The organism is Chryseobacterium sp. WLY505 (assembly GCF_030846215.1).
Classification (GTDB): Bacteria; Bacteroidota; Bacteroidia; order Flavobacteriales; family Weeksellaceae; genus Chryseobacterium.
Window position 1 is genome coordinate 247783 of record NZ_JAVCWI010000005.1, and the last position, 13305, is coordinate 261087.

11 protein-coding genes are annotated in these 13305 nt (G+C 37.0%); 9 read left to right on the plus strand and 2 right to left on the minus strand.

Annotated features, from left to right (window positions below):
• Nucleotides 1-68 precede the first annotated feature (68 nt).
• The 8 genes from RAH34_RS13130 to RAH34_RS13165 all read left to right on the plus strand — a co-directional run bounded on the left by RAH34_RS13130 (nt 69) and on the right by RAH34_RS13165 (nt 10999).
• A complete protein-coding gene (locus RAH34_RS13130) occupies nt 69-2327 on the plus strand; it encodes a T9SS type B sorting domain-containing protein (RefSeq protein ID WP_306596433.1) in 2259 nt (752 codons plus the stop codon).
• Nucleotides 2328-2449: 122 nt separating this feature from the next.
• Entirely contained in the window at nt 2450-3076 is a 627-nt protein-coding gene (locus RAH34_RS13135) for an NAD(P)H-dependent oxidoreductase (RefSeq protein ID WP_306596434.1), read from the plus strand.
• A gap of 31 nt (nt 3077-3107) precedes the next feature.
• Nucleotides 3108-4679: an L-aspartate oxidase gene (nadB, locus tag RAH34_RS13140; protein ID WP_114819829.1), complete on the plus strand. Its 1572-nt coding sequence runs from the start codon at nt 3108-3110 to the stop codon at nt 4677-4679.
• A gap of 12 nt (nt 4680-4691) precedes the next feature.
• The gene (gene nadC, locus RAH34_RS13145; RefSeq protein ID WP_114819828.1) at nt 4692-5552 is read left to right on the plus strand and encodes a carboxylating nicotinate-nucleotide diphosphorylase; all 861 of its coding nucleotides are present in this window, start codon (nt 4692-4694) and stop codon (nt 5550-5552) included.
• Nucleotides 5553-5760: 208 nt separating this feature from the next.
• A complete protein-coding gene (locus tag RAH34_RS13150; RefSeq protein WP_306596435.1) occupies nt 5761-8355 on the plus strand; it encodes a TonB-dependent receptor in 2595 nt (864 codons plus the stop codon).
• A gap of 87 nt (nt 8356-8442) precedes the next feature.
• Nucleotides 8443-8874 (plus strand): hypothetical protein, encoded by a 432-nt coding sequence (locus RAH34_RS13155; protein WP_034691532.1) that lies wholly within the window; start codon nt 8443-8445, stop codon nt 8872-8874.
• A 67-nt stretch (nt 8875-8941) separates the two neighbouring features.
• A complete protein-coding gene (locus tag RAH34_RS13160) occupies nt 8942-9934 on the plus strand; it encodes an aspartate-semialdehyde dehydrogenase (RefSeq protein WP_306596436.1) in 993 nt (330 codons plus the stop codon).
• A 57-nt stretch (nt 9935-9991) separates the two neighbouring features.
• Entirely contained in the window at nt 9992-10999 is a 1008-nt protein-coding gene (locus tag RAH34_RS13165) for a cation diffusion facilitator family transporter (protein ID WP_114819826.1), read from the plus strand.
• Nucleotides 11000-11015: 16 nt separating this feature from the next.
• Here RAH34_RS13165 and RAH34_RS13170 read toward each other — a convergent pair whose 3' ends face one another.
• Nucleotides 11016-11453: an exosortase F system-associated protein gene (locus RAH34_RS13170; RefSeq protein WP_114819825.1), complete on the minus strand. Its 438-nt coding sequence runs from the start codon at nt 11451-11453 to the stop codon at nt 11016-11018.
• A complete protein-coding gene (gene xrtF / locus RAH34_RS13175; RefSeq protein ID WP_114819824.1) occupies nt 11440-11970 on the minus strand; it encodes an exosortase family protein XrtF in 531 nt (176 codons plus the stop codon). Before xrtF ends, RAH34_RS13170 begins: the two co-directional genes overlap by 14 nt.
• Before the next feature lie 228 nt (nt 11971-12198).
• Here xrtF and RAH34_RS13180 point away from each other — a divergent pair, with 228 nt between their 5' ends.
• Nucleotides 12199-13218 (plus strand): aminoglycoside phosphotransferase family protein, encoded by a 1020-nt coding sequence (locus RAH34_RS13180; RefSeq protein ID WP_306596437.1) that lies wholly within the window; start codon nt 12199-12201, stop codon nt 13216-13218.
• The last annotated feature ends 87 nt before the right edge of the window (nt 13219-13305 follow it).

Consider the following 13305-nt stretch of genomic DNA (forward strand, 5'->3'; position numbering starts at 1 on the left):
TTGCTTTTTTATCACCAATTAAACAATTTTATTTCTAAGATTAAGTATAACATCACAATCCATCCACTATGAAAAAAGATATACTCATTTTTGTACTGACTATCTTACTATGCATGCCGGGAAGATTATTTTCACAAACGTATCAACTTACCGGAAACCCTGTAAATACAACAGGCTGGGATCTGGTCTCTGACGCTATAGTAAGCGGAGACTTTGTAAGGCTTACCACAGACCAGACCAGCAGATACGGGGCTGTAAAATTATCCACACCCATTACTTTGAGCTACTGTGATAAATGGAAAGTGGAATTCGATTTCAGAATAGACGGAAACGGAACCACACAGTTTGGAAAAGGAGACGGCTTTACCTTCTGGTATCTTGCCAATCCGCCAACAGGATTTGTATCAGGAGGAGGACTGGGTATTCCAGCCAATGCTTCCGGGCTCATGGTAGGTTTTGATATCTTCAACAATACCACTGAAGGCCAGATGAGTAAAGTTCACATTCTTTATGGTACCAATAATACAGCAGGTAACAACATCGAATTCAACACTACTCCGGGAAGCACATTTCACTCTCCGGACCTTATTGCTACTCAGCCGTTTGTAGGAGACACATACAGACACGTTGAAGTAAACGGAGAAACAGACCTTACCAACCCTACAAACTGGATCATCAAAGTAAGAATAAATGGTGTTCTTATAGTAGATCAGTCTTTTGCTCCTTCCGGAGGTGCAGTAGGGATGTCACAGGGATATTTTGGTTTCTCTGCAGCAACCGGAGGTGCCAGTGCAAGACATTCTATCAAAGACGTTAAAGTATACGTAGATAAAGTTCCTATTTTAAGCAATACCATAACTCCATTCGTTTGTACAAATCCAGCTACCGGAAATGGTACAGTAGACCTTACTTCTTATAATTCTCAATTTGTAAATAATCCCGGAAATTATATTTTCACTTATTATGTATTGGGAAGCTCTACTCCTATCGCCAACCCTACAAGTTTCCAGTATTCCGGAAATACAACGATTAAAGTGGTGGTAAAAGATCCTACGTCTACTCTTTGTGATAATGGTGATGGTGTTATTCAGCTTAATCCTACTCCATTTGCAGCAACAGATGCTACTCTTAGCGGATGTAATAATAACAACGCCGGAACAGCAACCTTTGATCTCAACACGGCTAATGTAACAACTGTTGCCGGAGTTACCAAAGAATTCTACCCTACTTTATATGACCTGAATAACGGTACGAACCAGATAACAAATCCTTCTGCTTATGCTTCAGCAGCGGCAACAATATATGTAAAAGTAACCACACCTCAGGGTTGTGTAAGTACTTCTAAAATTACACTGAATATTTACCCTGTGGTAGTTGTTAATGACGTTGAACTCAAATCTTGTTTCATTGAAACCAATCCATCTATGGCTTCTTTTAACCTTACAGGAGCTATTGTTTCCCAGGGCGGCCTTACAAAAGAATATTACCCATCGCTGGCAGATGCTGTCAGTGGAACCAATGCCATCTCCACTCCGGCAGCATACATTGCTCCTAATGGCGTTGTTTATATTAAAGTTTTTAATGGAAATGGATGCTATTCTATTGCTAAAGTTACATTAACAGTAATACCTCCTGTTTATTCAAGAACTTTACTTGACAAGACCATATGTATTGAAAACACCACAACATTAGACGCAGGAGCCGGATTCAAAAGCTATGAATGGAGCACAGGAGCCACCACACAATCCATCAAGAATGTAGGAGTAGGTACTTACTGGGTAAAACTGAAAACCGGAGATTGTATTGCAACACAAAAAGTAACAGTATATCCTTCTGACAATCCTGTTATTACCACGGTTGACATTTCAGGAAGTACAGTAACAGTATATGCTAACGGTGGAACTCCTCCTTATCAATACTCTATGGATAATATCAACTGGCAGGACTCCAATGTGTTCACCAATATTGCAAGAGGAGAAGCTAAAGTATATGTAAGAGATGGTTATAATTGCGTTCCTGTTGAAGTTAATATTACAGTACCGAATCTTATTAATATAATTACACCTAATGATGATGGGATCAATGATTTTGTTGATTACTCCGCATTAGCCAATAAACAAAATCTGGAAATTGCCATCTTCGACAGATATGGTTATAAAATGTTCCAGGCCGATAAAACCAATGGCTACAAATGGGCAGGAACTACCAATGGACATAAAAAAGTCCCTACAGGAAACTATTGGTATTCTGTTTCATGGAATGAAAATAATAAAAACAGTACTCCGATAAAATTCTCAGGCTGGATTGTTGTAAAAAACAGAGAATAATTACACTTTCCACCACATCAAAAGAATCACCCCGCCGGTCGGGGTGATTTTTTTGTATGAACAGGTAGGAGATATTTCATTTTAAAGACTCTTTATTCGTATTCAATTCTTAAATTTGTCGTATGAATTATTTGGAAGCTTTAAGCAGAAGATATTCTGTAAAAAAATTCAATCATCAGATTATTCCTCAGGAAACTCTTCACAACATTCTTGAGTCAGGAAAGCTGTCTGCCAGTTCGCTGGGACTTCAGCCTTACAAAATTGTGGTTGTTGAAAGTGAGGAGATGAAACAGAAATTAATTCCTGCTTTTTATAATCCATCTCAGATTTCCACCTGTTCTCATCTTATTGTTATTATTTCAAAAAAGGTAATAGAGGAGAACTATATCCGAGGTTATTTTAATCATATTTCTGAAGTAAGAGATACTCCCCTGGAAACACTGGATCCTTTCAGAAACAGTATTAATCAGCATATTAACCAGAAAACACATGATGAAATTTTCAACTGGGCAGAAAAACAGTCTTATATAGTATTGGCCAATCTTATATATGCCGCCGCTATTGAAAATATAGATTCCTGCCCGATGGAAGGCTTCCGCCAGGATCTTATAGAAGAAATTCTGAATATCGATCCTGAAACAGAAAAAGTAACTGTTACCCTCGCTTTAGGTTACCGTTCTGAAGAAGATCACTTCCAGCACATGAAAAAAGTAAGAAAACCAAACGAAAAATTGTTTAAATTTATTTAATCTTTTAAACGATTGTACCTAAAGCCAGCATATGATAAAAGCGGATGTATTAGTAATTGGTTCCGGCATTTCCGGACTTTCCTATGCCATTAAAGTTTCTGAACAGCACCCTGATGCCAAAATCATTATTGTAACCAAGTCTGATGAAGACGAGAGCAACACCAAATATGCACAAGGCGGTCTCGCTGTCGTTACAGATTTTCAGAATGACAATTTTCAAAAACATATTGATGACACGATGCGTGCCGGTGACGGAGAAAACAAACGTGATGTCGTAGAGATGGTGGTAAGAGAAGCTCCTGCGAGATTCAATGAAATTGTTGAATGGGGAGCACAGTTCGATATGAAGAACGGCAAATTCGCTTTAGGAAGAGAAGGAGGCCACACCGAAAACAGAATCGTCCATCATAAAGATATCACAGGTTTTGAAATCGAAAGAGCTTTACTGGAAACAGCCAATAGCAGCCCGAATATTGAAATTCTTGACCATCATTATGTCATTGACATCATTACTCAGCACCACGTTCCGGGAAAAGAACTTAATGAAGGTGACATCCATTGCTATGGGGCTTATATTCTGGATGAAAAATCCAAAACCATCAAAAAAATTACTTCTAAAATAACACTGGTTGCCACAGGAGGTGCCGGACACGTTTATAAAAACACCACCAATCCTACGATTGCAACAGGAGACGGAATTGCTTTCGTTGCCCGTGCCAAAGGAAAGGTTTCCAATATGCAATATTACCAGTTCCACCCGACCGCTTTGTACAGCAAAATGGATGGAATGTTGTTTTTAATTTCAGAAGCCGTTCGTGGAGATGGAGCAAAATTAAGGACCAAAAGAGGTGAAAAATTCATGCATAAATATGATGAACGTGAAGAATTAGCCTCAAGAGATATTGTTGCAAGAGCCATCGACGCCGAAATGAAAATTACCGGAGACGAATTTGTTGGCTTGGATTGCAAGGAAATGAACCATGAAAAATTCTTAGAACATTTCCCGAATATTTATAAAAAATGCAAAGACGAAGGAATTGATCCTTTCACTCAGTTGATTCCTGTTGTACCTGCCTGCCATTATCTGATGGGAGGAATTGAAGTAGACAGAGACGGACAGTCTTCCATCAGAAATCTTTTTGCTGTAGGAGAATGTACCAACTCAGGACTTCACGGCGCCAACAGGCTTGCTTCCAACTCACTTCTTGAAGGTTTAGTTTTCGGGCACAATGCAGCGATTAAAACAGTAGACCTTCTTAATGAAAACAATTTCAATTTTGATGATCTGAAAGCCGTTCCGGAATGGAATGAAGAAGGTATGAAAATCATGGACGAAATGGTTATCGTAAGCTATCTGAGAAAACAACTTCAGGAAATGATGAGCGATCTTGTAGGTATCGTAAGAAGCAATAAACGTCTGAACATGGCTCTGCAAAAACACCAGGAAATTGCCGCCGCAGTTGATGAAATATACCACTACTCTATTCTTTCCCCGCAATTATCGGAATTAAGAAACCTGACAACTGTTGCCCACCTCATCATTACCCAATCTATGGAGATGACAGAGAATAAGGGAGCGTTTTATAATAAAGATTTAGCTTAAAAGCATAATATAATGAAAAGACCAGCATACGTAACAGATAAAGCATTAAAGACATTTATAAAAAGTGCACTTGAGGAAGATATTCAGGATGGAGACCACTCTACCCTATCTACTATTCCACAGGATCTTGTACAAAGTGCCAGGCTTTTGGTAAAACAGGACTGTATTCTTGCAGGCGTTGAGCTGGCAGAAATCATTTTCAACACATTTGACAAAAATCTGAAAGTTGAAGTTTTTATTAAAGATGGAACGCCTTGTAAATTCGGGGATGTAGCACTTACGGTTACAGGAAGTGCAAGGTCAATCCTTTCTACAGAAAGATTTGTACTGAACTGCATGCAGAGAATGAGCGGTATTGCCACCCTTACCCATGAATGGGATTCCAGATTAGTAGGAACCAAAACTAAACTTTTAGATACAAGAAAAACAACTCCCAACTTCAGAATGTGTGAGAAATGGGCAGTGGCGATCGGAGGCGGAACCAATCACAGATATGGTCTTTATGACATGATTATGCTGAAGGACAATCATATTGATTACAATGGAAGCATTACCAATGCAGTAGCAATGGCAAAGGATTACGTTAAAAAGAATAAGAAAAAGTTAAAAATAGAGGTTGAAACAAGAAATCTTGAAGAGGTACAGGAAGCTATCAATGCGAAAGTTGACAGAATCATGTTAGATAATATGGATGTCAAAACCATGAAGGAGGCTGTAAAAATGATCAACGGCTCTTGTGAATCTGAAGCATCAGGAGGAATTACCCGCGATATGCTGAAAGAAATTGCCTCTACAGGCGTTACCTATATCTCTGTGGGAGCCCTTACCCACTCTGCTGAGAATATAGATTTGAGTCTCAAAGCAGTGAAATAGCTTTGAATTTTTAACAAAAACACCACCGCTTTGTTAAAAATTCAATAACATGACTTTTTTCATACAAAAATTCGATTTTTAGCCATAATATTGATTTTTAACACTTTAACATTATTAAGACTTATTAAAAATTAACATTGAGTTAATAATAGTTAAATTTAATTTTGCGAATTTTGCAGAAAATTAAATCTAATTATTACTAACGATTATGAAATTAATCAACAAATCGATACTAACTGCAGTAATTACTTTATCTACAGCTAGTGTTTATTACGCTCAACAAGTTCAGGACACAGTACAAAAGTCCAAAGATATTGAAGAGGTAATCTTAAGAGGTGTAACGGATATCGCTAAAGATAGAAAAACACCTGTTGCTGCTTCTACCATTAAAGCGGCACAACTTGCAGAAAGATTAGGTAACCAGGAATTACCTGAGATTTTGAACACTACTCCATCTGTTTACGCTACAAAATCCGGAGGTGGTTTTGGTGATGGAGGTCTTACAATCAGAGGTTTCGAATCAAGAAACATCGCTGTAATGGTAAACGGTATGCCTGTTAACGATATGGAAGGTGGTACTGTTTATTTCTCAAACTGGACCGGATTATCCGATGTAACAAGTACATTACAAGTTCAGAGAGGTTTAGGTTCTTCTAAATTGGCTATTGCTTCTGTAGGAGGAACAGTAAACTTCCTTACCCGTTCTGCTGATATGAAAAAAGGAGGGGTTATCAGATTAGGTGTTGGTAACAATGATTATTTAAAAACTTCATTTTCTTACAACACTGGTAAATCTAAAGATGGAGTTTCTGCTTCATTCTTAATGAGCAGACAAGCCGGAGGTACTTATATTGAAAACACTGATTATGAATCTTATGCATACTTCTTTGCATTAGGTTATGAAATCAACAAAAAACATAACTTACAGTTTACTATAACTTCTGCTCCTCAGTGGCACGATCAGCGAACTTTTGCGCCAACAATTCAAAATTATATCAACTATAATCCTGAATACGATGGAAAAAGTCCTTACAGAAGATACAATTCTGACTTCGGATACTACACGGATGCTTCAGGAAACAAAGTTGCTTTAGCAAACAGATCAAACTATTACTCTAAACCGGTAATGATGTTGAACTGGGACTGGACAATGAGTGAAAAGTCTAAATTAAGTACTGTTCTATATATGTCTAATGGTAGAGGTGGTGGAACAGGTGACTTAGGAAAAGTAGGAGGAAAAGGAATGACTGATTTCTATGATGCAGCAGGTCACTTTAACTATGATGCTATCTTCGCAGCTAACGCAGCAGTTAACTTAAATACTGCGGGTGCCGGAAGTACTCTAATTCGTAGATCAAGTATCAACTCTCACAACTGGTATGGTATCTTAGCAAACTTCCAACATAAAATCAATGATAACTGGAATTTCTCAATAGGAACAGATGACAGATATTACTATGGTTACCACTATCAGGTTGTTAGTGATCTTTATGGAGCAGCAGGATATAAAGACAAAGCAAACCAAAATTTTGCTCCAAGAATCGTAAGCAATGCTTATGATTACAAAAAGCTTAGCTGGAATCCTTTTGGAGGTAAACTAGCTCCATCTGAAGATCAGATTGGATATAGCAATGACGGAGAAGTTCTTTGGTACAGTGGATTTGCACAGGTAGAATATACTAAAGACAATCTATCTGCATTCTTACAAGGATCCGTATCTAATCAAGGTTACCAGAGAATTGACAACTTTGTAGTAGACGGAAGTACAGTAAAAGGCCAGACTGTAAACACGAAAACAGGATTTAAAAACCTTTTTGGATATAACATTAAAGGGGGAGCTAACTATAACATCAATGAGCAACATAACGTTTTTGCTAACTTAGGATATTACAGCAAGCAACCTTTCCTAAACACTGTTTATCCAAGTAACCAGCAGTTTATTAATCCTTACCTGTCTAACGAGAAAATTTCTTCTGCTGAAATCGGTTATGGATTCAGATCTGCAAAATTCACTGCAAACGTTAACGTATACAGAACACAGTGGAAAGACAGATGGTTAAGAAAAACAGGTCAGACTTTCACTTTAGCAGACGGTTCAACGACTACAGGTTACTCTGAAATCAACGGTATTACTGAGGTTCACCAGGGAGTAGAATTTGATGGAGTATACAGACCAAACCGTTTCCTTGAATTTCAAGGGATGTTCTCTTGGGGAGACTACTACTATAAAGGAAATGCTAGTGTAGCTTCTTTTGATGACAATAACAACCCTGTTACTTTAGCTGGTTCAGCAGGTAACGAACTATACCTGGATAAAGTTAAGGTAGGTGGTTCAAGCAACAACAGTATCCCTCAGATGACTGCATCATTAGGACTTACTGTTAAACCGGTAAAAGATCTTAATATCTTTGGAACATGGAGATATGTAGGTAAACTTTATTCTACAATTGATGCAGGAACATTCACTAACGTTTCCGCACAGGAAAGAGGAGTATTGAAATTACCAGATTTCAACCTGTTTGATGTAGGTTTCTCTTACAAAATCAGATTACAAAACGAAGCTCAGTACTTCACAATCGGAGCTAACGTTTACAATTTATTTGATAAAGTTTACATCTCTGATTCTGCTACAAGTGTATTTGCTGACGATAAACCAAAATATCTGGCTGATGGAAAAACACTTAATTCTCAAAATCAGACTTACGAACAACTTGGTATGATGTACAAAGGTCTAGCAACTGGTAACCGTGCTTATTTCGGTTTCGGAACTACCTGGGCAGCAACATTATCATTCAACTTCTAATAATATCATAATATTAGATTTTCTCAATATCAATCCCGGCTTTGAGCCGGGATTTTTGTTATCTTTGTGTACAAAAAAAATAGGATTATGGATTTTTACAACATTTTACTTAATGCCCACAAAGGTTTCGGGTATCTTGAAATTCTTTTGGTAACATTATTTGTTATTGCACTTTTAGCTACCATGTTCGGTTTCAGTGGAAAAGTGAACAAATTTTTGAAGAAAACAACACTTTTCACAATGATTTTCTTCCACGTTCAGTTTTTATTGGGAATCATTATGCTGATTACCACTTTCAGCAAAGGTTTAAACATGGGAGAAGTAATGAAAAATGCAGCATTAAGATTCCAATATGTTGAACATCCATTCTCTATGCTTATTGCAGCAGTTTTGATGACCATTGTCAACAAAAAAGTAAAATCCAATGATACTATTTCTTTAGGAGTAGTAATTATGGGATTGATTGCAGTAGGTTTATTTGCATTTGCATTCCCTTGGACAAGAGTCTTCGGGGCTTAAAACAGACAAAGAAATTATATGCGTTATAATTTATAAATAGTTTAATCTTAAATTTTTAATTAAATCAATGAAAGTAGCTGTAGTAGGTTCAACAGGAATGGTTGGACAAGTTATGCTTAAAGTTTTGGAGGAGAGAAACTTCCCTGTAACAGAATTAATCCCGGTAGCATCCGAAAGATCTGTAGGCAAGAAGGTGAAGTATAAACAGAAGGAATTTACCATCGTAAGCATGAAGGACGCTATAGCTGCCAAACCGGATATTGCTATCTTCTCTGCAGGTGGTTCTACTTCTCTTGAATTCGCTCCTCTGTTTGCAGAAGCAGGAACAACAGTCATTGATAATTCTTCTGCATGGAGAATGGACCCTGACAAAAAATTAGTCGTTCCTGAAATCAATGCTGATGTTTTAACAAAAGAAGATAAAATCATTGCAAATCCGAATTGTTCTACCATTCAATTGGTGATGGTTCTTGGACCTTTGAACAAAAAATATGATTTAAAAAGAGTAATTGTTTCTACCTATCAGTCTGTAACAGGAACTGGTAAAGCTGCTGTAGACCAGTTAAACGGTGAAATCAGCGGAGATGATTCTACTGAAAAAGTATATCCTTATCAGATTTTCAAAAACGCATTGCCACACTGTGATGTATTTGCTGATGATGATTACACAAAAGAAGAGATTAAGCTGATGAAGGAACCTAAGAAAATTTTAGGAGACGATACCTTTAACTTAACAGCAACTGCGGTAAGAGTTCCTGTTCAGGGAGGACATTCTGAAAGTGTAAACATTGAATTCGAAAATGAATTTGAACTGAACGAAGTAAGAAAAATCTTATCTGAAACTCCTGGAGTAATCGTAATGGATGATGTAAAAAACAACCACTACCCGATGCCTCTTTATTCAGAAGGAAAAGATGAAGTTTTCGTTGGAAGGATCAGAAGGGATCTGTCACAGCCTAAAACGCTCAACCTCTGGATCGTTGCAGACAATCTGAGGAAAGGAGCAGCAACCAACGCTGTACAAATTGCAGAATACCTTGTAGCAAACAACTTAGTATAAACTAACAAAATAAAAAGAGTCTCAGAATTGAGATTCTTTTTTTTATCAAACACAATTATGAACACCCAGAAAAATGCCCATAAAGAAAAAATAGGATTTCAGAAGCTCATTGCCACATTCGGAATCATCCTTTTTGTCGGAAAAATTATTGCATGGAAGCTTACCAATTCTGATGCTGTGTTTTCTGATGCTATGGAAAGCATCGTCAATGTCATCAGTGCATTCATGGGGCTCTATTCTCTCCATCTTGCAGCCAAACCTAAAGATGATGACCATCCGTATGGCCATGGGAAAGTAGAATTCGTAACTTCCGGAATTGAAGGAGCCTTAATTGCCATAGCCGGTGTTATGATCATCTATGAAGGAGTTCACAGTCTCATTGTAGGAAAAACGCTGAGCAAAATTGATCTTGGGATATGGATTATCGCAGCCACTGCAGTTATTAACTACCTGCTGGGGTATATTTCCATCAAGAAAGGGAAACGGGAAAATTCTCTGGTTCTTATCTCTTCCGGTAAACATCTTCAGTCGGATACCATTACAACCCTCGGCGTAGTGGCCAGTTTAATCATTGTTTACTTCACAAGAATCTATTGGCTGGATTCAGTAGTAGCTTTAAGTTTTGGACTTTACATCATATTTGTAGGCTATAAAATCGTTCGAAAATCTCTGAGTGGTATTATGGATGAGCAAGATCCTGAAATACTAAATCAGGTGATTAAAATCCTTGAAGAAAACAGACAAACAGAATGGATTGACGTGCACAATATGAAAATCCAGCAATTCGGTTCCTCATTACACATTGATGCCCATATTACTCTTCCATGGTATTATGACCTTCGTGATGCTCATGGAGAAATGGAAAAGGTAATTATCCTTCTTGCTAAAAATATTAAACGTACTATTGAGTTCAATTTTCATATGGATGACTGTAAACCGATTTCATGCCCGGTCTGCCAAATCAAGGACTGCCCTGTCCGTGAAAAAGATTTCGTCAAGCGTGTAGAATGGACGCCGGAGAATGTGACCAGTGTGGATAAACACACAATTCATGAAGGTGAATAAAAAACCCGTTTCATTCCTATTTTTCTTTATCAATCATCTGCTTTCTATAATAAAATACAGGAACAATCAAAAGGATAATCAACGGCTGAATCACAAATCTTCTCATATAAAAAGAAAAAAGATATCCTATTTCAAACTTGCTGTGAATACAGTAAAGGTAAATCGGTAATGTAATGGCAAAGACAACAATCATCATCACCGCTCCCTGTATAGTCCAGTCTTTATTTTTGAATAAACCGTAGATAATCAGGCAGGAAAAAAAAAGATTTAAAATAAATCTGAAAACATGTCCGGCAATCAATTTTCCCCACTCAAAGGCAGGGAACTCAATGTGTTTATTGGCTTCGTGAAAGTAGTCTAAAAAAGGATCATAAAAAATAATTCCTTCCACGGCTCTTACACTTATCAATCCGCAGATTCCTGCGATAACCAGAAACCAGCTAAGAATTTTCATGTTTTAAAGCAAAAAATTTAATCCAGATTAACCAAAGTAAAACCACACTTCCGTAAATAATGGCAGGAAAAATGAAATCGTGAAACATCTTTCCGTATTCCTTATAGTCAGACATAACGATATTCAATCCTACAATCCTTAAAAGATTGATAATATACAATAATACCAATCCTGCTCCCACAAAAACAAAGGTTTTCATTCCCTTATAAAAGGCAAAAACAAAAGATACAAATAAAATAATGACAGAAATGGCATTGCACCCTTCCACCATTCTCGTCACATAATTCTGTTTAACATAAAACCAAACCTGCTCGTTCTTTACATCGTCATAAAGTTCTGTAGGATAACCTATCGCGTTCTGCAGAGAAGTTACCTGATTGGCAATCATTCTTGAAAAAGAATCCAATCCGGAGTCTTTCCCACTATTCAGATAAAACTGATAGGCAAAAAGCAGCACCAGGTAGATAACAATAAAACGCAATAAAATACCTAAAACAGGTTTAAAGTCTTTCAGCATACTACAAAGATAAAAATTAGCGTGTAATATCCTGAATTTGAATAAAGAAAGTTAAAAATCAGGAGTAAAACCCAACTCATTCCGGATCTAAGCCTTAAAATTTTTCATAAAAACATTCAATATAGGTAAAATTATACATTTCTGTCTTGATGCTCTTTCGTATTACTAATCACTTCTTTACACTATAATTTCCAACTCATGTTAATTTAGTATATTTGTTTCCATATTATGACTTCTGAAAACGCAAAACGATTTTTTGAAAACCATTTAGGTAAAAAATCTTCCGAATTCGTCACATTAGCTCAAAGCGGCTCCGCGAGGGTCAATTTTCTGGCCACTGCCGGTACCGAAAAATACATCATCACGTACAATGAAAATATCCCGGAAAATGAAAGTTTTCTTTATTATTCCCAGGTATTCTCAGAGCTGAACCTTAATACTCCTACCATTCTTGCTGTTTCACAGGCCAGAAAGATGTATATCCAGGAATTTTTGGGACAACAGACCCTTTCTGATGTGATTACAAAAGAATACTTGTCACCCACCGTAAAAGCTTTGGTACAACAGACTCTGGAAAAGCTTTACCAACTGCAGATGCAGACACAGGGAAAAATTGATTTTTCAAAAACCTTTGAATATGAAAGTTATGATGAACTCCCTGTGATTCATGATCTTTATTATTTCAAAAACTTTGTGGCCGATTTTCTGGAGCTTGAATACAACAAATCAACACTTCTCAAAGAATTTAAAAGAATTGCAGCACTTATTGAGAACCTTGAACCTAAAGGAATTATGATCCGTGATTTTCAGGCAAGAAATATCATGGTGAATGAAAAGAATAAAGTCTCTTTTATCGATTACCAATCGGCAATGAAAGGACCGTTAATCTATGATGTAATCTCGTTTCTTTTTCAGGCTAAAGCCAATTTCCCGGAAGATTTCAAACAGGAAATGCTGGAATATTATATTCAGATGTTCGAAAACCCTGAAACAAGAATACAATTGAAAAATGCTGTAAAACCTATTCAGATGATGAGATTTTTACAGGTTTTGGGAGCATACGGATTCCGGGGGCTGATACAGAGGAAACACCATTTCATGGCTAGCCTTGAAAAAGGGATACAGAATATTACCCAATTTGCAGACTCATGGGAACAAATGAATAATTATCCGGAATTGCAAAAAGTAATTCAGCAACTGACATCAGAGAAGGCAAAGCAAAAAATTGAGGAAATAATAAATAAGTAAGTCTTCGGCTCCGCTCAGACTGACAGATCAAAATATCTGAGCAAATACGAAGCAATTTTAAGATAACTAAATAAACCTTAATGGTTT